Origin of the sequence: Mesorhizobium escarrei, assembly GCF_935825525.1 — a bacterium.
Taxonomy (GTDB): Bacteria; Pseudomonadota; Alphaproteobacteria; order Rhizobiales; family Rhizobiaceae; genus Mesorhizobium; species Mesorhizobium escarrei.
Map to the genome: position 1 here is coordinate 152769 of NZ_CAKXZT010000116.1, position 26609 is coordinate 179377.

Below are 26609 nucleotides of genomic sequence, written 5' to 3' on the forward strand. Positions count from 1 at the left end.
AAAGAATGGCAATCCTGCTTAACCGGGACACCCGCGTAATCGTGCAGGGATTTACCGGCAAAATCGGCAGTTTTCACGCCGAGGACATGAAGCGTTACGGCACTAATGTGGTCGGCGGCGTCACACCCGGCAAGGGCGGCCAGACACATCTCGGCCTGCCGGTGTTCAACACCGTCAAGGACGCGGTGCGCGAGACCGGGGCCGACGCGAGCATCGTCTTCGTGCCGCCGCCTTTCGCTGCGGATTCGATCATGGAAGCGGCAGACGCCGGCATCAGATTCTGCGTCTGCATCACCGACGGCATCCCGTCGCAGGACATGATGCGGGTGAAGCGCTACATGCGCCGCTACCGCTACGAAGACCGGCTGCAGCTGATCGGACCCAATTGCGCCGGCATCATCACGCCCGGCCAGGCTTTAATGGGCATCATGCCGGGGTCGATCTACCTGCCCGGGCGTGTCGGCATTGTCGGGCGCTCCGGAACCCTTGGCTACGAGGCGGCGTCGCAGATGAAGGCGATGGGCATCGGGGTCTCTACCAGCGTCGGCATTGGCGGCGATCCGATCAACGGCTCGTCCTTCCGCGACATCCTCGAACTGTTCGAAAACGATGACGGTGCGGACGCCGTGGTGATGATCGGCGAAATCGGCGGTTCGCAGGAAGCAGAAGCCGCACTCTGGGCGCGCGACAACATGAAGAAGCCGCTGATCGCCTACATCGCCGGCCTTTCCGCGCCAAAGGGCCGCCGCATGGGCCATGCCGGCGCAATCATCTCCGCCTTCGGCGAGTCTGCTCAAGAGAAGGTCGAGATCCTGAAGGAAGCCGGCGTCATCATCGTGCCGACGCCGGCTTCGTTCGGCGAGGTCGTAGCCGGCGTGATGGCCGATCGGACGAAGGCCGCATAGAGATATGAGGCTCAATTGAGGACCGGTAAAAAGAACCGCTCGGTCGCCATGGTGTGTCAAGACGGTGGTGCTTGCCAATCATCGTCAGCTTCGGCGTCGGATACAGTCAAATTGATGTCGCGGCGGCCGCAACTTGCGGCGAGCCAAGTTATTGGGGCGCCATCAGATTGAAAACGAGTATAAGAAACAGCCGCTTATAGTTGTGGGTCAGCTCGTGGTGCAGCTGTCCGTCGTCCCGAGCGAGCTGTGGCATTGCGGATGGCGTATTAGTTCGCTCTTGCGCGGCTTAAAATCGGCGGATCCTGTCCGCCGGTTTGAAGGTGGTCATCTTCAACTAAGTCAAGACGCCATTCATCACGCTAGCCAGGTTGGATACTCGTGTCGCCGTGGCCGTTCGAGTATGGCTCATTTGGTACGTGATGGTCTCAGCAGTTTGACCGTGCTGCCGCATTCTTGAGACGCGCCCCGGTGTCGGGAGCGACGGCGAAGTTCTCCCGTGGATCGATACTGGTCAGCACTAGTCCTCTGCTGTCCGGCCGTTTGGAGCCAATAAGGAGCCTCTGTGACCACCGGACACGGCGCTGAGGTCTCTCAGAACAGAACTGAAGCTGCGCTCCAAGCTGTAAAAACGCAGGTTTTCTGCGGCCGGCCGGCCAGGTCCGCGCGAAGCAGTCCTCTGAAGCATGCTAGGTTCTTGTCGACCAGTACGGATGGGCATGGAAAGATTGCTTGGTCCGGTCAGCCAACCTAGGTTCAGAGGACGACTTCGAAATGGACTATGAGAAACCCTTCCTGCCTGCGGAGTATCGACGCCGTGTCCATGACGTCAAAACACGGATGGAGGAATCAGGACTTGACCTGCTAATCTGCCAAGATCCCGCAAATATGTGCTGGCTGACCGGTTATGACGCCTGGTCCTTCTACACGCCTCAAGTGGTTCTATTGCACCTGAAATCGGACACGCCGATTTGGATAGGGCGGCTGGTTGACGTAAATGGCGCTCGTGCTACGACGGACTTGCCTGCTGAGAACATTATCAATTTTTCCGACGACCGACTCCATCATGTGGAGCTGCATCCCTACGACGAGGTCAGCGAAATCATAAAATCCCGCGGCTGGGGATCAGATCGCATAGGGGTTGAGCTTGATGCGCATTTCTATACAGCGCGCGCGCACCAGCACCTTCTCAACGGCCTTCCAAATGCAAAGTTCTCTGACAGCCGAGGCCTCGTTAATTGGGCCAGACTCGTCAAATCCGACGCCGAACTCGTCTACATGAGGGAAGCGGGTCGGATTGTCAGCCACACCATGCGCCAGGCGATAGATAATCTGAAGCCGGGAGTTCCTGAATACGAAATCGTCGCTCAGATTTATGCCGCTCAGACAAGAGGTGTTGACGGGAAATACGGTGATTATACCAGTCTCTGTCCATTGATACAGGTTGACGAGAAGACGAACGCGCCGCACCTCACATGGTCGGACAAGCCCTTGCCCAAGTCGGGGTTGGTTCTCCTGGAAATTGGGGCGGCTAGGCGCCATTATCATGCGCCTCTGACGCGGACGGTCTACATGGGAAAACCACCCAAGGAGGCCCAGCACCTCGCCAATGCTATCATCGAAGGTGGCGACGCTGTCCTCGAAATGGCGAAACCGGGTGTGGTCGTCGACGAACTGAATACTGTGTGGCTGGGCGTCTTGAACCGCCACGGATACGTCAAAAAGGGCCGTTCCGGCTACTCAATCGGCATGAACTTCCCGCCGGACTGGGGTGAGCGCACGGTGAGCATTCGTTCAGGCGAAAAGACGGTGCTCCAGGCGGGCATGTGCTTCCATTTCCAATCAGGGGTGAGGCCTCCTGCCTTCGGAGCTGCAATATCGGAGTCGTTTGTCGTTACCGAAAAGGGTGGCGAGCGACTAGCCGATGTCGCTCGCCAGCTAATAGTCGTGGACTAGCTGAAGAAGCTTCTAACATTTGTCTATTCCGCCGGATTGGGAAGGTGCACCGAAGTGCTTCGTTTCCCAATCCACCTGCCGTCTCACCCATGGTTCAGAGCAGCTGAGTTTGGAGTGGGCAGCCCCGAGCAGCCGGGAGACGCGAGCCTAGATGGCGCAGTGTCTTCGCTGGTCGGTGGGTGCGGGCAGAATCATCGAAGTGCGACAGCTAGCGCGGAGTGCCGGCCGCGCTATTTGTCGCCGGTGGGCCCACTTGCGAGCGCTGCAGGACCGCGGGGCGCACGATGATTTTCCCCTTGCTCAGCCCGTTTGGCTTAAACGTACAAACCCGTGCATTTGTGGTGGAGACAGTCGTCTCGCTCAGACAGGCGGACTGTCGATACTTCGTCCGCAAAGCGGCTTCGTGTCTCCTTGACGAAGCTCCCGCCTTGAAGACGAGCGCGTTGAGTGTTGGTGTCGTCGGTCACGCGCGGCCTGCTCGACCGCTTATTTCCTCGGCTGCTCCATTTCCTTGGTGCCGCCGGCCAAGGTGACCAGCGCGATTTAAATGGCCTTTTGCGCACGAGGCCTTCATCTCTAATGTTCACCCAGATCGCGGACCGTACGGTTCAGTTATTGCGCCACCTGCAAGACCGCTTCGCCAACTACCCACATGATCCGGCGACTCATAGACGCGGTAGAGACATTGAGTGCCCCAGATCTTCCGGAGACTCATGCGCATGCTCGAGGCATGTTCTTATCGAAATCCGCCAAGCGGCCAAGGATTGCCAACCGTCCGGTCCAGAGCCGCCATCAGAGAGCGGTGCAGGTTACGACTAGCCTGGGACGCGCGGTGCAAATATTCGAAATCGCACAAATTTGGGTCGTTGCGCCGCGCTACCTCGCGCGCGCAACAATTCAGCGCTGAAGTTCAACAATACGCAGAATGACACCGCTTTCAGCCCCAATTAGCACAATCTCCGCGAGCGTCGCCCCCTAGTCTGTTGGAAAATGACTGACTCTGGAAGTGGACGGAAATGCGCTGAAACGCTGCAGCAGAAGCTCAAGCTGGCTGGATTGTCGCACACTTTGCCGCTGCCTTCTCCGAAACCGAACAAGGATACATATGATCACCAACCCGCCCTTCCGTCCTCGTGAAGTACCGACTCGGCACCACGAGATTCTGATAGTTGGTGGAGGCATCGCGGGAGCGAGTGTTGCCTTTCACCTTGCAAAGAACGGTAAGAAGGACATCGCGCTCTTAGAGCGCAACAGCCTTACGTCCGGCACAACTTGGCATGCTGCGGGTTTGATTATGCAGACGCGTGGTTCTCACGCGCTAACGGAGATCGCAAAGTATAATGCAGAACTCTACTCCGCTCTGGAGGCCGAGACCGGACAAGCTACCGGATTCAAGCGAAATGGCACGCTTGGGGTCGCCAGAACCAAAGAGCGTCTACACGAAACTGCTCGCAATGCCTCAATCGCCAAAAGTTTTGGCCTTGAGGCCAATATGATCTCGCCGAGCGAGGCGAAAAAACTCTATCCAGCCCTCAACTCGTCAATCATCGAAGGCGCAGTCTTCATCCCTGGAGACGGTCAAACCAATCCTGTCGACACATGCATGGCGTTAGCTCTTGGCGCCAAGAAGAACGGCGTAAAAATCATTGAGAACGCCGAAGTGACCGACCTCTGGCGAACAGCAGACGGGAACTACCAAGTTCGGATTAACCATGGAGTTGTTGAGGCTGAAGTTCTGGTACTTGCGTGTGGGCTTTGGACCGGAGAACTTGCGTCCAAGTTAGGTGCACGAATTCCGATATACGCGGCAGAGCACTTTTATGTAGTGACCGAAGCAATGGATTTTGTGACGCCAACCTTGCCTGTGCTACGCGACACCGACGGGCATGTGTATCTGAAAGAAGATACAGGAAAGCTCCTGGTGGGTGCCTTCGAGCCTTGGGGAAAACCTTTGCCGATGGGGAAATTTCCGAAGGAAACCGCGTACATCGAGCTTGCTGAAGACTGGGATCACTTTGAACTACCGATGACCAAGGCGATAGAGATTGTTCCTGAACTTGCGAACTGCGGCATTGCCAAGTTTTTCAATGGTCCTGAAAGTTTCACCCCTGACCTTCTGTTCATGATCGGTGAAGTTCCTGGATTGAAAAATCTTTTCGTTTCGACCGGTTATAATTCAGAGGGCATTGAGTACGGCGCGGGAGCAGGGCGAGCTCTGGCAGAGTGGATCGTTGCCGGCGAGCCTCAGATGGATATTAGCTTCGTCGATGTCGCCCGATTTCATCCCTTTCAGATCAATAAACGATATTTGCACGATCGGACAGCCGAAGTGCTGGGCCTCCATTATAAGATGCACTGGCCAGCTTACCAGCCTGAGACATCCCGAGGTGTCCGCAAAAGCGCTCTTCACGACCGGTGGGCGAGGCTTGGAGCTAGCTTTGGCGAAGGGATGGGATGGGAGCGTCCCATGTGGTTCGCGGGGGAGGGGGAGTCGACTAAAAACATCTACTCCTACGACGAGCCGAGCTGGTTCAAGTATACCAGTCAGGAGTGCACGGCTGCCCGTAACAATGCTATCTTGTTGGACCAAAGCTCTTTCGGAAAACACTTGGTTCAGGGTCGCGATGCCTGCCGCTTCCTTCAGTGGCTTTGTGCCGGCAACGTGGATGTACCGGTCGGAAAGTTGGTGTATACCCATATGCTCAATGAAAAGGGCGGGATAGAGACAGATATCACTGTAAACCGCTTGTCGCAGACGGAGTTCCTAATTATTTCGTCGGCGACCGTACATCCCCGGGATAAAGCCTGGATCACAAAACACATTACTGACGAATGGAATGTGACGATCACTGACCTCACGTCGGGGTACGCGGTCCTTTCGTTGCAAGGCCCGCGATCGCGTGAAATCCTCTCCCAAGTAACTGACACAGATCTGGCGAACTCGGCGTTCCCGTTCGCCACGAGTCAGGAAATCAATATCGGATATGCTCGCGTAATAGCCAATAGACTAACTTATGTCGGAGAGCTTGGTTGGGAACTTCATATTCCAACCGAGATGGCACAGCACGTGTTTGACGTTGTTTGGGAGGCCGGCCAAGCGTATGGCCTCAAACCTGCAGGGTACCACGCGCTTGAACATCTGCGGTCTGAGCGCGCATACCGAGAATATCAGCTCGATCTTACACCAGTTGACACGTTGCTTGAGGCTGGTTTGGGATTTACAGTTGACTGGAATAAAGAAGGCGGATTCATAGGAAAAGATGCGTTGAGTGTTCAGAAAAATGCCGGCCCGCTAAAGAAACGACTGGTATCATTCAAGCTTCGCGATCCGAAGCCTGCTCTCTTTCATGAGGAGCTTATCCGCTGCGAGGGGAGGATTGTCGGATATATTTCATCTGGCGTGAAGAGCTTTACAATCGGAACCTCAATCGGAATGGGATATGTCAACCATCCCGCCGGTGTCACAAAGGACTTGATCGAAAACAGTCGGTGGGAAATCGAGATCGCCGGCAAGCTCTACGAATCGGACGCGTCGCTCCGGGCGTTTTTCGATCCAAATGGGGATCGGGCTAAGCAATAGTCGTGCGCCACTGTGGAGGCGGGGAACCGACGGGGTAAGGCCCAACGACGTTACGCCAAGGGGAATGGCCGAGCAACGAGGACTTCGGACTCGTTCGTATTGCCATAGCCCCATCCCAGGCGGATCCGCTCCGCAACTACTTTCGAAGCCAGGCAGGCTACGCTCCTTGTCGCTTACTGGACCGTTTAGTCGCGCTGGCGGCCCTTATCACGAGGCTTGGACCAACTCCGGGTTGAAGCTTCCAACTGACATGCACGTCCGGCCAACTGCGCCAGCGAAAATGACTGAGGTAATCATCATGACGAACGCTCCACAAACCGAGCGCATCGAGAAAGATCCGCTTGGTCCTGTAAGCATCCCGGTCCATGCCTATTACGGCCCGCAGACCGCCCGCGGCATCGCCAACTTCCCGATTTCGGGTATCCGTATCAGCCATTTTCCGAACTTCATCAAGGCGCTTGCCTACGTGAAAACGGCAGCGGCCCGCGCCAACGCCGCGCTCGGCGATCTCAACAAACAAAAGGCCGATATCATATGCCAAGTCTGCGAAGAAATCGCTGCGGGCAGGCATCTTGGCGAATTTCCACTCGACGTGTTTCAGGGCGGCGCCGGCACCTCGACCAACATGAACATCAACGAGGTCATCGCCAACCGCGGCCTGGAGATCATGGGGCTGCCACGCGGCCGGTACGACGCGCTGCATCCAAACAACGACGTCAACTTCGCTCAATCCACAAACGATGTTTATCCGACGGCGATCCGCCTTGCGATCCTTCTTTCGCGGGGGGCGCTGCAGCGAGCTTTGGAGCAGCTCGCGGGCGAGTTGGAGGCCAAGGCGGAAAACTTTTCGGACGTGATCAAGCTTGGCCGAACGCAGTTGCAGGACGCTGTTCCGATGACCCTGGGCCAGGAGTTTCAGGCTTTCGCGACGACTCTACGCGAAGACGTGGCCCGTCTCGGTGAGATTGCCGCCTTTTTCCATGAAATCAACCTCGGTGGCACGGCGATTGGCACGGGCATCAATACGAACCCCGACTATCAGGCGGCAGCTGTCGCGGAGTTGCGCGCAGTATCCGGCCTGCCCGTCGTCTCGGCCGGTAATCTGATCGAAGCCTGCTGGGATACCGGCGCCTTCGTGCTCTTCTCGGGAATGCTGAAGCGGACGGCCACCAAACTCTCGAAGATATGCAACGATCTGCGGCTGCTTTCCAGCGGCCCTCGTGGCGGCCTGAACGAAATCAATTTGCCGGCGCTTCAGCCCGGCTCCTCGATCATGCCCGGAAAGGTCAACCCTGTAGTACCGGAGGTGGTCAATCAGGTCGCCTTCCAGATCATCGGTTACGATCTCACGATCACTCTTGCCTCCGAAGCGGGGCAGCTGCAGTTGAACGTGATGGAGCCCGTCATCGCCTACAACATACTGCACTCGCTTGAGCTTCTGACCAATGCCATCGATGTGCTGCGCATGAAGTGCGTCGTGGGCATTACTGCCAATGTAGAGACATGCCGCAAACATCTCGAAGCCAGTACCGCGGTGGCAACAGCACTGACGCCCGCAATCGGGTACGAACGGGCGGCGGAGCTTGCCAAGCAAGTCTTGTCCTCCGGCAAAACGATCCGCGAAGTCCTGGCCGAGCAGCCGGACCTTTCGGAGGACCTAATCGCGCAAACCGCCGATCCGCACCTTTTGACCCGCCCAACGCGATCACGGCTGGCTTTACAACCGCGGGCCGAAAATTGATCGACTCATCTGCGCTGCGGCGCTGTTGGTCCGCTCGGTGACCGAGGTATTCTGTCGGCGAGCCGTGTTCAGTATCCACGGACCAGGGGTCGCTTAGAGGTAATCCGGGTCTCCCTAGGGTAGGGGCAAAGGTGGATCGAAGGACGATCCAACATGTAGGCCCGCAGATGGTTTCCGGCCGAGTTCGAGGTTGCGGCCAGCTGAGGAAGCTGGCCACCCGCCAGAAGAGCGGGCCGGCCGTGAAGCGGCAGGATCAACTTTGCAAGAGTAGGCGATGCTCAGATGCTCGGTCGCGACATGATCGACATTGGGCATGATTGCGCCAAGCTTCGAGCGCTAAATGTTTGCTCGCTAGGTAGGTGTTGGCGGCGTCGCATCCGGAAAGCCGAGTAATGTCTGGCATTGTCCAAGTTCTAACACCACGTTCGGGTTCATCGTCGAGCAGCTTAGGAGAGCAGCAACGCGGCATGCCCGAAAGGGGAGGGACCGCATCCCGGGTTCCACACGAGGCACCCGCGCCACTTGGACTGAAACGACAGCGCGGCGCAAACACTTCGCGGGACCACTTCAGTGGCCAGTCATCGCTCGAGCTCGAAGATTGAGCTCGCCCATAAAGTGCGCCCATCTGCGCCGGTCGATATCGATCGGGTGGGTTATGGAGCGCTTCAAGCGGAATGCCGCTTTTGTTGATGCCGCTGGAGCGGCAGCCTGGTCGAGCAATTCCCAGGCCGTGTACGCGTATGTAGGACAGCGAGTGACAATCACTCAGAGCCTTCGGCGGAATCACATCGAGCTGCTCGAGAAGCCTACGCCCGTAAGTCTGCTTTCCAGCCCTTCTCGCCCGTCGCACAGGCAGGAAACCAGGACAGGTTTGGCTCTTCGCCCACCTTCGCTTTCCGGGCGGGCGGTGTATCGGGGTTCATACTGAACGCGAAGTCGCTCCAGCTGGCTAGCCAGAGTTATCATCCGCCTGCAGTTCGACAGGGCCGGACGTTGTCCGCCCTCTTGGTCGAGCAGGCGGGTCGGATACTCGGCAGTGAAGCAGGCGTCACAGAATTGAGGCTGTTTGTTCTCGCGGGCCGTTTCGCCGAGGGCTCGATAAAGCCCGTCGATCGACAGGAAGCCGAGCGAATCGACAGGGATAAATTTGGCCATTTCCTCGATCGACAGGCGCGACGCTAAAAGTTTTCGCCGTCTCGGGCGTGTCGACGCCGTAGAAGCATGAGGAGCGGGTCGGCGGCGAAGCGACGCGCATATGCACTTACTTCGCGCCGGCATCGCGCAGCAACTGCACAATCTTCTGGCGGGTTGTGCCTCGCACTACGGAATCGTCGACCAGCACGATGCGCTTATCCTCGATCATCCGCCGGTTGGCATTGTGCTTCAGCTTGACGTCCCTGTGGCGGATGGAATCGGTCGGCTGGATGAATGTGCGGCCGACATAGTGGTTGCGGAATGATGCCGAGCTCGAAGGGCAAGCCGGCGGCTTGGGCGAAGCCGATCGCGGCCGGCGTGCCGCCGTGTCAGGCACAGGCACTACGATATCGGCATCGACCGGGTTCTCGACGGCGAGCTCAGCCCCATCTTCTTACGCGCTTCATAGACGTTGCGGCCCTCAACCGACGAATCCGGGCGAGAGAAATAGACATACTCAAAAATGCAGAACCGCGGTTTCTGCTTTTCGAACGGGAACAGGCTCTCCACTCCCTCAGCGGTGACGATGACCATCTCGCCAGGCTTCAGGTCTCGAACAAAGCGCGCACCGATGATGTCGAGCGCGCAGGTCTCTGAGGCGAGGATCCAGGCGCCGTCACGTTCGCCCAGTACCAGCGGCCGAATCCCGAGCGCGTTGCGGCAGCCGATCATTTTTGTGGAGGAGAGCGCTACCAATGAGAACGCGCCCTCCAGTTGGCGAACCGCATCTATGAAGCGCGAATTGACGTCCTTTCCGCTGCTGGTTGCGATGAGATGCAAGATCGTTTCGGTGTCCGAGGTCGACGAGAAGATCGAACCCTGCTTCTGCAGCGTACGCTGCAGCGTCATCGCATTGGTGATGTTGCCTTGTCGGCGATGGCAAAGCCGCCGTCGGCTAACTCGGCGAAGAAGGGCTGTACGTTTCTCAGCCCGGGTCCGCCCGCGGTGGCGTAGCGGGTGTGGCCGATGGCGCGCGTGCCCTTCAGCCGGTCCAGGACCGGCTGCTTGGTAAAGGCGTCGCCGATTAGGCCGACATGACGTTCACGTGGAACTGCGTGCCGTCATAGGAGACGATGCCCGCCGCCTCCTGGCCCCGGTGCTGCAGGGCATGCAAGCCGAGGGTGACGACAGTGGCCGCATCCTGAGGCCCAAATATTCCGAGTATGCCGCATTCATCATGAAAATGATCGTCGGCCTCCGCAGAGAAAAGTTATCTGTCACAAACATTGGTCAAGATCACTATCGGAAGCACAAGATAAGGTAAGCTGTCGTCTTCGCCTGAATCGGACCATGAGGCCGCAGATGTTGGCTGCGAAGCACCCCTCAGCCGACAGATCCGGCCAAATGCGCCAGCCTTGCCGCATTGGAGGTCAGAGATGATTATCCGGCATCGGCGAGATCATATGTAAGTGGCTTGATACGGCTTTAAAGTCGAACGTAAGGGACGTGGTCCCGCGAAGCCGAAGTCATCGCGGGACCTATTCTTGCGTGATTGTGCCAGTGGTCGTTAGTAGGTAAGCATGATCTTTTGGTAGATATCGACCGCTTTGGCCAACTGATCAATCTCCACGTACTCGTTGGCAGTATGAGCCTGATCAATACTCCCAGGTCCAAGAATAATGCAGGGAATACCTCCCAACGAGAGCTGACTCGCATCCGTCCCATATGGAACTCCGCGGTGCTGGCCCGTTCCGGCAACTTCAGCACAGGCCTTTGCCGCCACTGCGGCGATTTTTGTGGCTTCCGCACTCGGGGGAGCTGGATCTTCCAGAGCGGGTAGCAGCGAGCGCACCTTGATCTTATCGGCACCCTGGCGCAGGCCTTCCAGGATGTTTTCTACCTCCTGAAGCGCGTCCGCCGGTCGCTCTCCCGGTATGAGCCGCCGGTCGATCCACACACGGCAGGATGGCGGAACCGTCGCCAATTCCGCACCCCCTTCGATGAGCGTGATCGTGAGGGTCGGGGGGCTGACCAGGGGGTGCACGCGTTGGGACAGAGTCTCATTAATCTTATCTAGCGCCAAGATAACCTTGGCCATTCCTGTGATCGCGTTCACTCCGAGATGGGGCTTGGAGCTGTGAGCGGGCACACCCTCCACTTCAACCTGCCAGCGGACCGATCCTTTATGTGCAACGACAAGCTCCAAGTCAGTGGGCTCACCGACCACTGCGGCCTCGTAGGACACACCTGATTGAGCGATTTTTCGCGCTCCTTTCTTCCGGTATTCTTCGTCGACGCTTGCGCCTAGGACAATCGTGGCTCGTGGCTTACGTTCCCCTAGAGTGCTAAGAGCCATGAGCATTGCCGCGAGCGGGCCCTTATCGTCACAACTTCCTCGCCCATAAATCCGACCGTCCCTTTCGTCTGGCGAAAAAGGATCTGCCTCCCAATTATCAACCGGCACCGTGTCCATGTGGGATATGAACAGGACACGCCTATCCGGCTCCTGCCCAGGAACCCAGGTGAAGAAGTTGGCGCGGCCGTCGGTTACTTCCTGATACTCAAATGGCAGATTTCGTTCTCGGCAAAAGGCCTCGAGGAACTCAGCGACCTTTTGTTCACCGCTCCCCTTTGCCGACGCTGAAGGGTTGATGCTCTCAATTTTTATGAGTTGTTTGAGAATCTCTACCGTTTGTGTGCTGATAGATGACATGAATACTCCTCCTTTAAAACGTAATTTGCAGCTATGCCAACCAACGCTTGGCCAGACCGACAACTCGGTCAGCCTCGTCTGCTGTGTTGTATAGATGAAGCGAGAAGCGCAGCATTCCCCGGCGTACTGAGACAATCACCTGGTTTTTCAACAAATGCTCGCGCAGCGACTGAATGCGGCTATCGGCTTCGCGCGAACCAGGTGCTGGCTCTCCAAGAGCAACAATACTTCCGGTGTGATCCCCTGGTGCTCCGCCGCAGACTGGGAGTCCGAGATCTAGGAGGCCCGAAGCCAGTCGCCTTGCGACCGATGTGACGCTTTGTTCAATGGCCGGCGTGCCGATTTCCATCAGCTGTCCGATGGATGCGTAGACCGCTATGACGCCCGGAAAATTGTAATGGCCAATTTCGAAACGGGGCGCGCCTGCGCGCAATTTTACCGAATTGAATATTGGAGCCGACTCTGGTGCGTCGCCCAAATCGACACTAAAGCGGGCGAGGTAGGCAGGGCTTAGGCGATCGGCCCATTCCCGGCGGCAATACAGAAATCCCAACCCATAGAGGCCCATTAACCCCTTGTAAGATGATGCCACCAAACCGTCGACGCCAAGCTGAGTAACATCGGTGTGGAGTATGCCAACTGATTGGGAGGCATCGGCCAAAAGAAAGGCGCCCAGGCGCTTGCAAGCCTCGGCTATCGGCTCCATCACTGTCTTGAAGCCCGGGACCATTGTAACGGTCGACACTGTGACGATACGGGTACGAGAATCGGTCTGATCGACAATAGCGTCGCACGGGATTGCACCATTGTCAGTTTCTACCACCCGCAGCTCAATTCCGTGCTTGTCCCTGAGTTGCAGCCAAGGCAAGATGTTGTTTGCGTGCTCCAACTGGCGGCACAGGACAACATTGTCTCCCGGCTTCCAAGCAATCGCGTTTCCGATTATATTGATGCCTTCCGACGCGTTCTTCGTAACAGCGATTTCATCTGTTTCGGCGCCAACGAATTGAGCAAATCTGGAACGTGTTCGCTCGACCAGCTGCATCATTTCTTCTTCGTCATTCAGGCCATTCAGTCTATTGTCAAGATGCTGATCCATAGACGTGCGGGTGGTTCTGGATATGAGCCCCTGATTTGCAACATCCATGTAAATGGCGCTTTTAATGGCCGGAAACTCCTGCCGGAGGACGTCCAAAGTAAGAAAATGGCTTGTCATGCTCGTCATCAGATCCGTGTTCGTGGGTAAAGGCGCAAAACCTACTCAGGACGCCCATTCTCTGCAGTTGTGAGCAACGAAAGTGCCTTGATTGAGAAGCCGTCGAGCTACCTTGCGGGCGACCGTACCATTCGGCCGAATTTATAGGACAAGAGGTTCACACCGGGAGGCAAATGCGCTTCGCTGATTGGATCATTTTATGGCTTGATCATTGTGGAAATCAGGCTAATATCGTGGGGACTAAGCAGTTTTCCTGCGCATATGCGTTCTTTTTTGCAGTGATCGTGAAATGGACCTGGATCGAGTTGACCGGAAGCTTCTCAACGCAGTGCAGCGCGACAATCGTCTTACGACAGCCGAACTGGGCGAACTTGCGGGCCTTTCTGCGACCGCTTGTCAGCGGCGACTGAAGCGACTGCGCGATGGTGGTGTGATTGAGGCTGACGTTGCCGTAGTCTCGCCACAAGCCGTGGGTCGTCCCATGCTCATGCTGGCGTCTATCAGTCTCGAGCGAGAGCGGGTAGATATCATCGATCGGTTCAAGCAAGCGGTCCGGCGCACGCCTGAGATCATGAGTGCGTACTATGTAACGGGTGAAGCCGATTTCGTTCTATTGATCTCTGTCCGAGACATGGCCGAGTATGAGGCATTTACCCGCAGATTTTTTCATGAGTCTGATATCAAAGCAGTTAAGACGATGGTCGTAATGGATAGGATCAAGGCATCATTGGCTCTGCCTATTGAAGAATAACGGCAGTATGCGCTCGTGCGCGGCAGGGTAACGCAAGGTGAGGTTGAGACGTGTTCAGTGGCGCAGCCTTCTCCCGATTCGTGCACGGATCGTCAAGCGCGAGACAGGATCGTAGCCTATAGCGGATCTATCGCACTGTACCTATTGGGCTCAGATCAGATGTGAAAACACTGAGTGAGCACGAAACCTCAGATGCAGCGGCAGCCCGACAAAATCATTGTGTTGGGGCGGCGCCTTTGGACGTGCCCTTTCGGCGAGGGTCGCATATTCCCAGTGTGTCGGTACTTGTGGTGCCGGAACGACAGCGGGTGACCGCCCGGGGAGTCGGGAATCTTCCACTTCCTTAATAGTCTGGCTTGCGCGCGAAACAGCAGAAAAACGCAGCTTTCCTGCTCGAAACAGGCATGATTTATGCAAAGCGCATCCTGGTCGGCCCTACATCTAAAACAGGGCTGACAGCTTCGGCTCTATTGTGCGGATCGGATCGACACGAGATCGGCTCTCGGTTGCCAGCGTCGAGGCCAGCCGATCGACCTACTCGCGCTCAAGGGGCTCTCGATTCAAATCGCTTGGAGGTATGGCAATGGATGTGACAACGCAACTCATTAGACATGTTCTCAACTCCAAACTGGAGGCGATACCCGAGAAAGCGATAGAACGTGCCAAGCTCTCAATCCTTGACACGATCGCGTGCGCGATCGGCGGATCGAATGAGCCTATCGCCCGCTTCTCCCGCGACTTGGGTGCGTTGTCGGGCGGCAAGCCAGAATGTACGGTCTGGGTTTCCGGAGAGAAGCTCCCCGCCAGCTTGGCGGCCCTGGTTAATGCGACGACGGCCAGAGCCCTTGATTTTGATGAGACATATGAGCTCTGTATCAACGGTTGCCACGCAAGCGCCTATGATGTCCCGCCGGCCCTGGCACTCGCCGAACGCGACCCTTCCATCACTGGAAGTGAATTGCTCTCCGCAGTCGCGACCGCTATCGATTTGCATGTGCGCCTTGCACGCAGCGTCACGACCAACGCTATAGAAACAGGACGCGACAATATGGTCGCGGTCTGGGGCGCAACTGCAGTCAGTGCCAAGTTGCTGAGGCTCGACGAAGAAAAAACCCGAAATGCGTTCGGAATCGCTTATGCGCACGCTGCTGGAGAATTGCAAATGTACGAAGAGGCTGCTCACACAGTCTCGCTGCAGCAGGGGTTGCGGGCACGTGCTGGACTGGAGTCAGCGCTATCAGCAATGGTAGGCTTCAACGGACCGCGGGATCCGTTCTTTGGGAGGTATGGCTTCTACAAGGCCTTCGAACCCGGCTACGATCTTAACTTGCTCATGGACAAACTCGGGAATGAGTATGTGAACGCGTCCATTAGCTTCAAGCCGTGGCCGGCCTGTAAATGCGTACATCCTGCGATCGACGGACTTCTTCAATTGCGGCAGAGGTACAATTTCACTGGCGAGGATATTGTCTCAATCGAGCTCGGATTGAATCGTCTGGCTGAGGATTTTGTAGTCCAGCCGCGCGATCAAAAATGGGATCCGAAAGATCCGGTCGTAGCGCGTTTTAGCCTGCCTTACGCCACAGCTGTCGCGGCCCAGCGCGGTGAAGTTACAATTCGCGATTTCCTTCCCGTTGCGCTTGGGGATCGGGCCGTTCGCCGGATAATGGCGGTCATCAAAATCGAAGTCGATCCAGAGATCGAACGTACGCACGGCCTCTATTCCAATTCGCCGGTAACGGTCAAAGTGACTCTCAGAGGCGGCGCGGAACATTTCATTCGTGTCGATAAGGCATTCGGACATCCAGAAAAACCGGCGTCAATAGCCGACGGCGTCCAGAAACTTAAGGCTTGTGCTGAAATGTCGATGATAAAATTCGCCGATAAGCAACTTGGGTTGATTGGTGACTTCATCAACGACCTTGATAAGCAGCCCACGTTGGCGCCGCTTTTTGAGCTGCTCGTGGCACCTAGGTGTCCCGCGTAAATCCGAGCGCAGAGAAGCTAATAAGCGGGGCAATTTTCTATGAATTTAAGTGTTAACGGTGCTGGCTCGCTGGCGAAGGCTATGGGGATGTTCGTTAGCGCGCTAGAATTCAGCGCCTTGTCGCCAACCGACATAACTACTCTAAAATACGGGGTAATGGACTGTCTGGCCTGCGCGATTGCGGGTGCACCAGAGCCTGTAACGCGAATCCTACTCGACAGGATAGTGAATGCAGGCTCCGCGGGTGGGGGCGCGACCATCCTTGGCCATTCCGTTCAAAGTTCCCCGCTTGGTGCCGCTCTCGCCAATGGTGTGATGGCACACGCTTGCGATTTTGACGACGTCAGTGACCCGATGTGCGGGCATCCTACCGCGCCCGCACTCCCCGCGATTTTGGCGGCTGGGGAACTCGTCCAATGTTCAGGCCGAGACGTCCTTCTCGCTTATGCTGCTGCCATTGAAGTGATGACTAAGCTCGGTCGCATTGCTGGCTACGAGCTTTATCAGTCTGGTTGGCACGCCACCGCCGCACTCGGCGTATTTGGCGCTGCTGCTGGCGCCTCGAAAATACTTGGACTCAACGACGAACGTACAGCCACCGCCATTGGAATTGCTGCTTCCCGTGTTGCCGGCATACGTTCGAACATCGGCACGATGGTAAAGCCCATGCATTGCGGTTTCGCAGCTAGGGATGGGTTAGAGGCGGCGCTCTTGGCTGCAGCAGGAGCGACCGCAAGTTTGGCTGCGCTAGACGGCTCAAACGGCTTTCTTGACACGTACGTGTCACAGCGTGAGCCTTCCGTCGATGTGGGGTCACTCCTCGGCAATCCCTTCGATATCCGCGAGCCGGGAATCGTTTTCAAGAAGTATCCGTCCTGCCTCGATACTCATTCGGCGATCGATGCTATTCTCGAATTGCGCGATAGGCATGACATCCAACCCGAAGACGTCAAGCACATTCGATGCTTGCTTGCTCCAGGGGTTGGTGGTGACCTAGCGTACCACGCCCCCGAAGCGCCCATGGAGGGCAAATTTAGCATGGAGTTTTGCTCCGCGGTCGCATTAGCCCGAGGGCGTGTATCTCTTGCCGAGTTTTCTCAAGAAGTAATTGATGACTCGGCTGTCCGACGGCTAATTGGCATTTCAAAGCTCGACTTCGATCCTGAACTTACTAATCGGGATCCGAGAAGCTTCTGCGCGGCTGCGCGGGTTGAAATCTCTCTTCAGGACGGGCGGGTGGTCCAGAAAACCGTACATCACATGCGCGGCCATCCGGAAAACCCCATGACGGAGTGGGAGTTTGTGTCCAAGTTCAAGGACTGCGCGAGTACCGTGCTGGGTCCCACTCAGACTGGCCGAGCGCTCGCGGCGATCGAGCAGTTGGAACAGTTATCCAATCTACGCCCACTCACATCAAGCCTCGTTACGGCGTGAAGGCATTACTTGTCAGCGCGAATCGGACGGACTTTCTTAGTTGTGGAGCCTCAACAGGTTGTCGCGGCAAACAGCAAGTCTGCTGACAGTAGGTTTGGATTTTAGGCTGCAATGACGTCGATGCAAGTTGGGTCGATGCAGCCAATTTCGCAGCTCGTTGGCTCGAGATTCCCCACGGTGACGGCCGCCTTGCTGAGGTAGGGTGAAGGCTGCAAGTCCTAGTGCAAGCACTAGGAGTAGCCCTGTGACGAAGCATCAGATTGAAGTGATCACGTCGGTCGAGCGGCGCCGGCGCTGGTCTCGGGAGGAGAAGGAGCGGCTGGTCGCGGCGACGTTTGAGGCTGGGTCAGTGTTTCCGAGATCGCTCGATCGGCCGGGATTCATGGGAGCCAGCTTTTCCGGTGGCGCAAGGAGCTCTGTCAGATCTCTGCGCCGTCAGTGCCACAGCTCGTTGCAGTGGAGGTCGTCGAGGCGCGGCCGGCGCCGCAGCCGCCTGCGCAGCAACCACCGATATCGCGACAGCGCAAGAAGAGCAGCACGGTGACGATCGAGCTTGGCGGCGCCCGTCGGCTGCGGATTGAGAGTGATATCGATACCGAAGCGCTCGGCCGGATCCTGGATGTGCTGGAGCGGCGATGATCCCGGTCCCGAGCGGCGTGAAGGTGTGGCTCGCCACTGGTTATACGGACATGCGCAAGGGCTTCCCCGGCCTCGCATTGATGGTGCAGGAGACGTTGAAGCGCGATCCGCACAGCGGCCACTTGTTCTGCTTCCGCGGGCGTCGAGGAGGGCTGATCAAGGTGATCTGGCATGACGGCCAGGGTGCCTGCCTGTTTACGAAGAAGCTGGAGCGCGGGCGTTTTATTTGGCCCTCTGCGGCTGACGGCACGGTGGTGATCACGCCCGCTCAGCTCGGCTATCTGCTCGAAGGCATCGACTGGCGGATGGCGCAAAAAACCTGGCGTCCGAGCTCGGCGGGATGAGCAAAATCGTTGGCATGGAGGAGCGAATATGATTCCATCGCGCCATGACCGATGCGGCCGATCAGCTTCCTGATGATCTTGCCAGTGCGCACGCGATGATCCTCGCGGAGCGTGCCGCCCGCCGCGAGGCGCAAGCTCTCGCTGCCCGCGCGCAAGCCGTGAACTCGCACTCGGATGCGTTGATCGCGCGACTGCGACTGGAGATCGAGAAGCTGAAGCGCGACATCCATGGCAGTCGCTCGGAGCGCAAAGCGGCGCCTCGACCAGGTGGAGTTGCAGCTCGAAGAGCTGGAAGCCGACGCCAGCGGCGGCGGAGATGGCGGCGCGGTTGTAGACTGTCCGGGCCTTCGAGCGCAAGCGCCCAACGCGCAAGCCTTCCCCGAGCATCTGCCGCGTGAGCGCGTCGTCATCGCCGCGCCCAGGAACTGCCTGTGCTGCGGTTCAGCCAAGCTGGCGAAGCTTGGCGAGGATGTCACCGAGACGTTGGAGGTGATCCCGCGCCAGTGGAAGGTGATCCAGACGGTACGCGAGAAGTTCACCTGCCGCGAGTGCGAGAAGATCACGCAGCCGCCGGCGCCCTTCCACGTGACCCCGCGCGGCTTTGCCGGACCAAACCTTTTGGCGATGATCCTGTTCGAGAAGTTCGCCCAGCACCAGCCGCTGAACCGACAAAGCGAGCGCTATGCCCGCGAGGGCATCGACCTCAGCCTCTCCACACTGGCCGACCAGGTCGGAGCCTGTGCCGCGGCGCTGAAGCCGGTGCATGCGCTGATCGAGACGCATGTGCTTGCCGCCGAGCGGCTTCATGGAGACGACACCACAGTGCCGATCCTGGCCCGCGGCAAGACCGATACGGGCCGCATTTGGACCTATGTCAGGGATGACCGGCCGTTCGGCGGGCAATCGCCGCCGGCGGCACTTTACTATGCCTCGCGCGATCGGCGGCAGGAACATCCCGAGCGACATCTGAAGACCTTTAGCGGCATTCTGCAGGCCGACGCCTATGGCGGCTATAACCCGCTGTTCAAAGTGGGCCGCGATCCCGGTCCGCTCACCCAGGCGCTGTGCTGGGCGCATGCGCGTCGCAAGTTCTTCGTGCTCGCCGACATCGCTACCAATGCCAAGCGCGGCAGGATGCCGCACCAATCTCCCCGATCGCGTTCGAGGCGGTCAAACGAATGGACCTGCTGTTTGATATCGAGCGCGACATCAACGGTCTTGCCGCCGACGAACGACTGCAACGACGCCAGCAGGAAAGCCGGCCAATCGCAGAGGCGCTTGAGGAATGGATGCGGAGCGAGCGGGCAAAACTGTCCCGAAGCTCTCCGGTTGCTGAGCCAATCGACTATGTGCTGAAGCGCTGGGACGGCTTCACGTCCTTCCTCAGCGACGGCCGGATTTGTCTGACCAACAACGCCGCCGAACGTGCGCTGCGTGGCTTTGCCCTCGGCAGGAAAGCTTGGCTGTTCGCAGGCTCCGAGCGCGGTGCCGATCGGGCCGCCTTCATGGCGACGCTGATCAACACCGCCAAGCTCAACGACGTCGATCCGCAGGCCTGGCTGACCGATGTCCTCGCCCGCGTCGCCGACACGTCGATCACACGGCTCGAGGACCTGCTGCCATGGAACTGGCGGCCCGCTCGGGCGCTCATGGCGTCGGCCGCGTAAACAGCGCGCGAAACAGTTCCTCCGAGCGCCGAAGACCCTCGTCCGTCAACACCAAGGATTTTGCCTTGTTGACCGGGTCGGCGATCAATCCCTTCCGGTGAAGTCGATCCGTCACGTCCCAGTCAAAGCTCTGCCAGGCGCACCGTTCATTGTGCAGGGTCAGCCAGTGCCAGGACCGCCATCATCGATCTTGTTGGTGTCGATCTCCATCGCTGCAGCTTAACACAGACCGCACCCGCCGCGGCCCACCGACCACATGGGACTAACCGACTGCGGACGGCTAGCTGAGAGAAGCGATCAGGTCGCCAAGCTACTCTTCAGTCTCCGACCTGAGTTCAGTACCCACTGATGCAGCGATTCGAGGCTGCCGGAGTGCAGCACGGCCCTGAAGCAGGCCGTGAAACGATCGCACTCGCGAATTGACGCTGCCCGGTGGTTGGCGAAGTTTGCTCATAGGGCCGTACTTGTTGAACCGATGCTGATCCAGATGTGCAAGCAGCGCATCGATTTGCCGCCCATCCAGCGCCTCGAAGGCTGTGCATATATCGATCCCGCAGGCCTTCAGGATTTCGCGGGCGCGCTTCGCATTTTCATTCCGTTCATGCATCAGGGTAGTCTCCGATTATGGCGGCAGTCGCTTTGGTCAGCAGCATAATCGGTTTACCGCAAAGATTGCGAAACCGAAAAGCCAATCCGGGCGGCCTTGGCCGGATGGCTACTGGCTCGACGCATTCAAGTTGGTTTGGCCTGAGCACAGGCCCAATCACGAAGTGCCGTCCGGATGAAGCGCTCCGCCTTGCCGTTGGCTTGATGCCGAGTGCCGTTGCCCGCCCCAGGCCTGGTTTTGCGCAAAACGGAAAAGAATGGAGATTTAATGCGTTCTATGAGGCGCATTCGCTCAAAAACAGCCCTTTGGAGTAGTAAATTGAACAAGCAATTCAGATCCGAATATCCGAGGGAACCGTATGGACGTTTCAGGCCGCCATCTGCTGGAAACCAGTGCGCATGAGTTGCAACACTCGATCTTCGGCTTTGACCTTCATAGCAAAGCCGTGGGCTCCAACAAGATAGGTGCGCTGGAATCGGTTTACGTGCCCATGCGCGACGGTGTTAAGATCGCCTTAGATATAGTTCGTCCATTGGGCGACGGCCCTAATACCAAGCGGGGCACCGTCCTGGTGATGACCCGCTACTGGCGTGGCGTCAAAGGAGACCCGACCAACCCCTTTGCAGAGCTGTTTGTGCCGCACGGCTATGCCGTGGTCGTCGGAGATGTTCGCGGCACTGGTGCATCTTTTGGCGTGTGGCGTCATCATTATTCGCGCGCCGAAATATTGGACTTCAGCGACGTGCTCGACTGGATCGTCGCGCAGCCCTGGTCCACCGGCGGTGTGGTCGGCTACGGTCATTCCTACGTGGGCACCACTGCGGCATTCATGGCGGAGCGAAACCATCCGGCGCTCAGGGGCACCATGCCGAGCGGTAGAGAGATCGATCCCTATGAAGAGAACTACTTTCCCGGTGGAATCCGCAACGACTCTCAGGGAAAAACATGGGGCATCTCGGTCAAATACCAAGACAGCAATGTGTTCGCCAAGGTGGAAGTGACTGGCGCGATCACGATCATCCCCTCGCCGGGCGTTCGTCCCGTCGGGCCAGACGGCGAGGCGGACCTTCAAGCGGCTTTGCGCGATCACGATACCGCCCCATCGGAATGGGAAGGCCAGCAGCAGGTGACGTTCAAGGACGATCGTCCCACAACTTGGGGTGGGGAGTCCTGGCGCGACTCGAGCCTAATGGAAGTGGCGGACCGCATCTCTCGCTCAGGCACCCCAACGCAAGACTATACCGGCTGGTTTGATGGTGGCCTAAGTCAAGGCGCCCTTCGACGCTTCGTACTACAGGCAAATCCGATCAGCGAGATCATTGGCCCGTGGGGCCATTCCCACGAGATACCATACGATCCCCTCCGTGCCGAGAGTGAGGCCATCTTTCCAACGAAAGAGACCCTGGAGGCGAATCGCATCCGCTTCGCCGAGTTGTGCTTGAACGGCCAGGCTGCTCGCGAACAAGGGAAGGTCCTCCATTACTATACGCTCGGGGAGGGGTGGAAAACCACCCGCTTATGGCCGCTGCCGGGCACCACCCGCCAACGGTGGTACATGGCAAGTGACTCCCGCCTCAGTGCCTCGCCCGACCGAACTGGCTTCGACTCACTTCAGGTTGACCGCGCCACGGGAGCTCTTACCTCAGTGTGGTGGAACCGCCCCGAGATGGATTTTGGAGATCTGCGCAATTCCGGGGCCGGTCGTCTCACCTACACCAGTGAGGCGTTGACGCGCGACGTCGAGATCACCGGACAACCTGTCGTCCACCTGAACGTCACCTCGACCCGCGAGGACGGTGCCTTCTTCCTCTACCTCCACGGCATAAAGCCCGACGGGGAGCCTTATTATCTCACGCGGGGGCAGTTGCGCGCCCTGCACCGGAAGATTTGGACGGACTCACCATTCAGCGCGCTTGGACCCGACCATACCTACCTGCGGCGCGACGCCGAACCGCTCACCCCGGGCGACTCCGCCATTCTGACCTTCACCTTGTTCCCGATGTCCGCTCGTATCCCGGCGGGTCACCGCCTGAAAGTGATTGTCGCCGGCAGCGACGCACCCACATTTGCCAGTGTCCCCGCGGACGGTGAGCCGCCTTTCCTCAAATTTCACCATGGTCCAGCCGGTTGCTACATCGACCTACCGATCATCGAGCCCTAAGCAGAAAGCCGATTACAGTGGAAAGGAACGCTCGTCGGATATGAACGCGATCAAGTGACCAATCGCAGCCTTGGTATCCTATGTGTCTGTAGCTGGCGGTGCGCGGCCTCATTGAACCGGATTGAACTATAACCGCTGGTGCGACCCACTAGATTTAAGCAGCGTTGTTCCGTGGTGGCGTGCTGATCTGGATGGTGCGACGCTGCGGTAGGACAACGCCTGAGCGCGAGACGGTGATTCTGCCGCCGAAGGAGGTCGTGGTGACGCCTGATCGTTGGCTACGCCATCGGCCGCTCGATCGATGCGCGCCTGACGGTCGCCGCCTTGAGGACCGCCATCGATCGGAGAAGACCACCGCCAGGCTGCATTCACCATTCCGGTCGCGGCTCGCAATATGCCGCCGAGATCTACCGGCAACTTCTTGCCGATCAAGGCCTGATCGGCTCGATGGGCCGCAGAGGCAACCCCTACGACAACGCCGAGGCCGAGAGCTTCGTGAAGACGCTGATGGTCGAAGCTGTTTACCCCTATGGCTTCGCAACCTTCGACGACGTCACTGAACAACTGAACACCTTCCCCGCTTCATCGATGTCTACAATAACCGCAGGCTCCATTCGGCGCCCCCTATCTGAGCCCGTAACGGTTCGAGGGTCAACACACCCGGCAGACTGGCAAAACAGCAGCCTGATCACTGTCCATCCTCAGGGGCGCACTCCACGCGGGCGAGCGACCGGTAATGGAGACGGCGAGGGTGCGACTTGCTCGTGCCGGTAACCGCGATGAGGACGGCGTCGCGCTGATCGGCGATGAAGGTGTCGGTGGTGATGTCGCGGACCAGCGTCTCGTTGACCGGCGTATCGGTAAGTCGAAGTCCTCGCCAGCGGCAGCTTGGCGGCGGTGAGCTTGGTACTTGATGCAATGGGCTTGCTTCTCGGTGAGCTCCGCCGAGCAGGTCGCCAACGATCCTGGGCGGGTCGTGCTGCCGCTTTATGGCGGTGGCCAGTGCTACCTGCAGAGAGCCGACGAGTGCAGATGGTGAGCGACAATACGCTGGATCGCGTAGGAAATCGACTTCGGCGCAAGACCGTGCAAGTGCGCCGATTTTCTGCGCCGATAGCCCAACAAATTGTGCAAAGCAGCGGCCTCACTTGGTATCATGGAAGAAACAAAGCCGCATTCTCGGCACCAAGGAAACAAAGGGAGGAGGAGCATCTCAATGTCGCAGGAACTCGACTATCTAAGCCGCCGCTTCGCTGCGGGCCGGCTGAGCCGACGTGAATTTCTCGGCCGAGCGACTGCGCTCGGCGTTAGTGCCACTTTCGCCAACTCACTTCTTGCCGGCGCCGCGAAGGCGCAGACGCCGAAAAGGGGCGGCATCCTTAAAGCCGGCATCGTAGGTGGGGCGGCTACGGACACCCTCGACCCAGCGAAATTCATCGAGTTGATGTCCTACTTCGGCAAATGCTGGGGCGAGTTTCTCGTGGCGCTGACGGGCGATGGGGGACTGGAGAACCGGCTTGCCGAGGAGATCGGCTCATCCAAAGACGCCAAAGTTTGGACCTTCAAAATCCGTCAGGACGTTGAATTCCACAACGGCAAGACTGTGACAGCGGAGGATGTTGTGGCGACGCTGGAGCGCCACTCCAACAAGGAATCGCAGTCCGGCGCGCTGGGCATCTTGGCAGGCATTGGGAGCGTCAAGGCCGACGGCCGCGACGTCGTCGTCACCCTCAAGGAGCCGAACGCCGAGCTGCCCTACCTCATGGCAGACTATCATCTCGTCATCCAGCCCAACGGTGGCAAGGACAACCCGGCCGAGGGCATCAGTGCAGGTCCCTATAAGGTGACCGTCAATGAGCCCGGCGTCCGCCACGGCGGCGAGCGCTTCGCTAATTTCTGGCAGTCCGACAAGATGGGCTTCGCCGATCAGGTCGAGATCGTCGCCATCAATGACACCACAGCCCGCGTTTCCGCGCTGCAGGGCGGCCAAGTGCATATGATCAATAAGGTCGAAACAAAGGTCGTCGATCTCATCCAGCGCGTGCCGAATTTGAAGGTCGAGGCCCTGTCGGGTCCCGGCCACTATTGTTTCAACATGTTCTGCGACACGGCGCCCTTCGATAATGCCGACCTGAGGATGGCGCTCAAGCTCGCGGTGGATCGTCAGGAGATGGTCGACAAGATCCTGCGCGGCTATGGCACTGTCGGCAACGACTTCCCGATCAATGCGGCCTATCCGCTCTTCCCCGAGGGCATCGAGCAGCGTGCCTTCGATCCGGATAAAGCCAAGTTCCATTATCAGAAGTCGGGCCACAGCGGGCCGATCCTGCTCAGGGCCTCCGAGGTTGCCTTTGCCGGCGCTGTCGACGCCGCGCAGCTTTTCCAGCAAAGCGCGGCCAAGGCCGGCATCGCCATCGAGGTCAAACGCGAGCCGGGCGATGGCTACTGGTCGGAAGTCTGGAACAAGCAGCCCTTCTGCGCCGCCAACTGGAGGGGGCGGGCGACACAAGGGTGGATGTACTCGACCACTTATCTGTCGACGGCGCCCTGGAACGATACGCACTTCTTTAACGAAAGGTTCGACAAGCTGCTCATCCAGGCGCTCGGCGAACTCGACCAGGATAAGCGCGAGAACCTCTATCGCGAGATGGCCGTCATCGTTCGCGATGAAGGGGGGACGATCGTGCCGATGTTCAACCAGTTCATCGATGCGATCTCCGACCAGCTTGGCGGCTACGTCGGACGGGTCGACTCGCTGATGAACGGTTACGCCTTGACGCAGTGCTGGCTCGAGGCTTGAACCGAGTGCTTGTCAACTCACCCCTTGTGAGGCTGATTGCCCAGCGCGTCGGGCTGGGCATTCTCCTCCTCTTCGCGGTCTCCGGGCTGATCTTCGCGGGCACCCAGATCCTTCCAGGTGACGTGGCGCAGTCTATCCTCGGACAGGCTGCCACGCCCGAGGCGGTCGCTAATCTGCGCCGGGAGCTTGGCCTCAACGATCCGGCGATCGTGCGCTATTTCCAGTGGCTCGGCGGGGTTATCACCGGCGATCTCGGCACCGCGCTCACCACACGACAGGAGATCACTGTGACGCTGATGCCCCGGCTGTGGAACACGCTGTTCCTTGCTTTCTGGGCCGCTGTCGTGTCGATTCCCCTCGCAATCATGCTCGGGCTGCTGGCCGTGCGCTACCGCAACGGTCCGATCGACAAGGCGATTTCGGGCTTTGCGCTAGCGTCCATATCTCTGCCTGAATTCTTCATCGGTTACCTGCTTATCCTGTTCCTTGCGGTGAAGCTGCAGTGGTTCCCGTCGATCTCGACCGTTTATGACGGAATCCCCTTCGTTGAGAAGCTGAAGGCGATCGTGCTGCCGGTAATCGCATTGGTGCTTTCCGTCCTGGCGCACATGATGCGCATGACGCGTGCGGCGATCCTGAACGTGATGCAGTCGGCCTACATCGAGACGGCCGAACTCAAGGGTCTTTCCGCCCTAGATATCATCCGTAAGCACGCATTCCCGAACGCCATCGCGCCGATCATCAACGTCGTGATGCTCAACATGGCTTACCTGGTCGTCGGCGTCGTCGTGGTCGAGGTGATCTTCGTCTACCCAGGCATGGGGCAATACTTGGTCGACCACGTCGTCAAGCGCGACGTGCCCGTTGTTCAAGCCGTCGGTCTCATCTTTGCTGCCGTGTACATCGGGTTGAATATCGTCGCAGACGTCGCCGCGATCCTTGCCAACCCCCGCCTGCGGCATCCGAAGTAGGAGGGA

17 protein-coding genes and 4 pseudogenes are annotated in these 26609 nt (G+C 58.3%); 14 read left to right on the forward strand and 7 right to left on the reverse strand.

Annotated features, from left to right (window positions below; all coding sequences use genetic code 11):
- The first annotated feature begins 5 nt into the window (after positions 1–5).
- From sucD to NMG80_RS09760, 4 genes are all read left to right on the forward strand, one after another.
- Complete coding sequence (gene sucD / locus NMG80_RS09745; protein ID WP_254017884.1) at positions 6–905, forward strand: succinate--CoA ligase subunit alpha; 900 nt, start codon at positions 6–8, stop codon at positions 903–905.
- Positions 906–1676: 771 nt separating this feature from the next.
- Positions 1677–2858, forward strand: a complete 1182-nt coding sequence (locus NMG80_RS09750) for a M24 family metallopeptidase (protein ID WP_254017885.1) — start codon at positions 1677–1679, stop codon at positions 2856–2858.
- Positions 2859–3963: 1105 nt separating this feature from the next.
- Positions 3964–6438 carry a GcvT family protein gene (locus NMG80_RS09755; protein WP_254017886.1) on the forward strand — a complete coding sequence of 825 codons (2475 nt, stop codon included), beginning with the start codon at positions 3964–3966 and terminating at the stop codon, positions 6436–6438.
- A gap of 298 nt (positions 6439–6736) precedes the next feature.
- Entirely contained in the window at positions 6737–8179 is a 1443-nt protein-coding gene (locus NMG80_RS09760) for an aspartate ammonia-lyase (protein WP_254017917.1), read from the forward strand.
- Between the two features lie 999 nt (positions 8180–9178).
- Here NMG80_RS09760 and purF read toward each other — a convergent pair.
- From purF to NMG80_RS09775, 3 genes and pseudogenes are all read right to left on the reverse strand, one after another.
- Positions 9179–10538: pseudogene (purF, locus tag NMG80_RS09765) on the reverse strand (amidophosphoribosyltransferase); the annotation flags it as partial.
- Positions 10539–10880: 342 nt separating this feature from the next.
- Positions 10881–12026 carry a M20 family metallopeptidase gene (locus tag NMG80_RS09770; RefSeq protein ID WP_254017887.1) on the reverse strand — a complete coding sequence of 382 codons (1146 nt, stop codon included), beginning with the start codon at positions 12024–12026 and terminating at the stop codon, positions 10881–10883.
- Positions 12027–12057: 31 nt separating this feature from the next.
- Positions 12058–13242 carry an aminotransferase class V-fold PLP-dependent enzyme gene (locus NMG80_RS09775; RefSeq protein WP_254017888.1) on the reverse strand — a complete coding sequence of 395 codons (1185 nt, stop codon included), beginning with the start codon at positions 13240–13242 and terminating at the stop codon, positions 12058–12060.
- A gap of 289 nt (positions 13243–13531) precedes the next feature.
- On the opposite strand from NMG80_RS09775, the gene NMG80_RS09780 reads away from it, so the two are divergent.
- From NMG80_RS09780 to NMG80_RS09790, 3 genes are all read left to right on the forward strand, one after another.
- Positions 13532–13993 carry an Lrp/AsnC family transcriptional regulator gene (locus NMG80_RS09780; protein ID WP_254017889.1) on the forward strand — a complete coding sequence of 154 codons (462 nt, stop codon included), beginning with the start codon at positions 13532–13534 and terminating at the stop codon, positions 13991–13993.
- Positions 13994–14576: 583 nt separating this feature from the next.
- Positions 14577–15980 (forward strand): MmgE/PrpD family protein, encoded by a 1404-nt coding sequence (locus NMG80_RS09785; RefSeq protein ID WP_254017890.1) that lies wholly within the window; start codon positions 14577–14579, stop codon positions 15978–15980.
- A gap of 39 nt (positions 15981–16019) precedes the next feature.
- Positions 16020–17414 (forward strand): MmgE/PrpD family protein, encoded by a 1395-nt coding sequence (locus tag NMG80_RS09790; protein WP_254017891.1) that lies wholly within the window; start codon positions 16020–16022, stop codon positions 17412–17414.
- 36 nt (positions 17415–17450) lie between these two features.
- Here the strand turns inward: NMG80_RS09790 and NMG80_RS09795 are convergent.
- Positions 17451–17579, reverse strand: a pseudogene (locus NMG80_RS09795) (IS481 family transposase); the annotation flags it as partial.
- Positions 17580–17870: 291 nt separating this feature from the next.
- On the opposite strand from NMG80_RS09795, the gene NMG80_RS09800 reads away from it, so the two are divergent.
- From NMG80_RS09800 to tnpC, 3 genes and pseudogenes are all read left to right on the forward strand, one after another.
- Positions 17871–18053: a hypothetical protein gene (locus tag NMG80_RS09800; RefSeq protein WP_254017892.1), complete on the forward strand. Its 183-nt coding sequence runs from the start codon at positions 17871–17873 to the stop codon at positions 18051–18053.
- Positions 18050–18397 (forward strand): IS66 family insertion sequence element accessory protein TnpB, encoded by a 348-nt coding sequence (gene tnpB / locus NMG80_RS09805; RefSeq protein ID WP_254017893.1) that lies wholly within the window; start codon positions 18050–18052, stop codon positions 18395–18397. The genes NMG80_RS09800 and tnpB overlap by 4 nt, the downstream gene beginning before the upstream one ends.
- Positions 18398–18441: 44 nt before the next feature.
- Positions 18442–20064: pseudogene (tnpC, locus tag NMG80_RS09810) on the forward strand (IS66 family transposase).
- Here the strand turns inward: tnpC and NMG80_RS09815 are convergent.
- Both NMG80_RS09815 and NMG80_RS09820 read right to left on the reverse strand, forming a co-directional pair.
- Positions 20045–20274, reverse strand: a pseudogene (locus NMG80_RS09815) (DUF6429 family protein). The pseudogenes tnpC and NMG80_RS09815 overlap by 20 nt on opposite strands.
- Before the next feature lie 100 nt (positions 20275–20374).
- Entirely contained in the window at positions 20375–20671 is a 297-nt protein-coding gene (locus NMG80_RS09820) for a hypothetical protein (RefSeq protein WP_254017894.1), read from the reverse strand.
- Positions 20672–21029: 358 nt separating this feature from the next.
- Between NMG80_RS09820 and NMG80_RS09825 the strand changes: the two genes are divergently transcribed.
- Both NMG80_RS09825 and NMG80_RS37275 read left to right on the forward strand, forming a co-directional pair.
- Positions 21030–22832 carry a CocE/NonD family hydrolase gene (locus tag NMG80_RS09825; protein ID WP_254017895.1) on the forward strand — a complete coding sequence of 601 codons (1803 nt, stop codon included), beginning with the start codon at positions 21030–21032 and terminating at the stop codon, positions 22830–22832.
- Between the two features lie 270 nt (positions 22833–23102).
- Positions 23103–23606: a DDE-type integrase/transposase/recombinase gene (locus tag NMG80_RS37275; RefSeq protein WP_367185942.1), complete on the forward strand. Its 504-nt coding sequence runs from the start codon at positions 23103–23105 to the stop codon at positions 23604–23606.
- Here the strand turns inward: NMG80_RS37275 and NMG80_RS37810 are convergent.
- Positions 23521–23751 (reverse strand): hypothetical protein, encoded by a 231-nt coding sequence (locus NMG80_RS37810; RefSeq protein WP_436798578.1) that lies wholly within the window; start codon positions 23749–23751, stop codon positions 23521–23523. The two genes, NMG80_RS37275 and NMG80_RS37810, sit on opposite strands and share 86 nt — an antisense overlap.
- A gap of 297 nt (positions 23752–24048) precedes the next feature.
- On the opposite strand from NMG80_RS37810, the gene NMG80_RS09835 reads away from it, so the two are divergent.
- Entirely contained in the window at positions 24049–25632 is a 1584-nt protein-coding gene (locus NMG80_RS09835) for an ABC transporter substrate-binding protein (protein ID WP_254017896.1), read from the forward strand.
- The gene (locus NMG80_RS09840) at positions 25629–26603 is read left to right on the forward strand and encodes an ABC transporter permease (RefSeq protein WP_254017897.1); all 975 of its coding nucleotides are present in this window, start codon (positions 25629–25631) and stop codon (positions 26601–26603) included. The genes NMG80_RS09835 and NMG80_RS09840 overlap by 4 nt, the downstream gene beginning before the upstream one ends.
- The last annotated feature ends 6 nt before the right edge of the window (positions 26604–26609 follow it).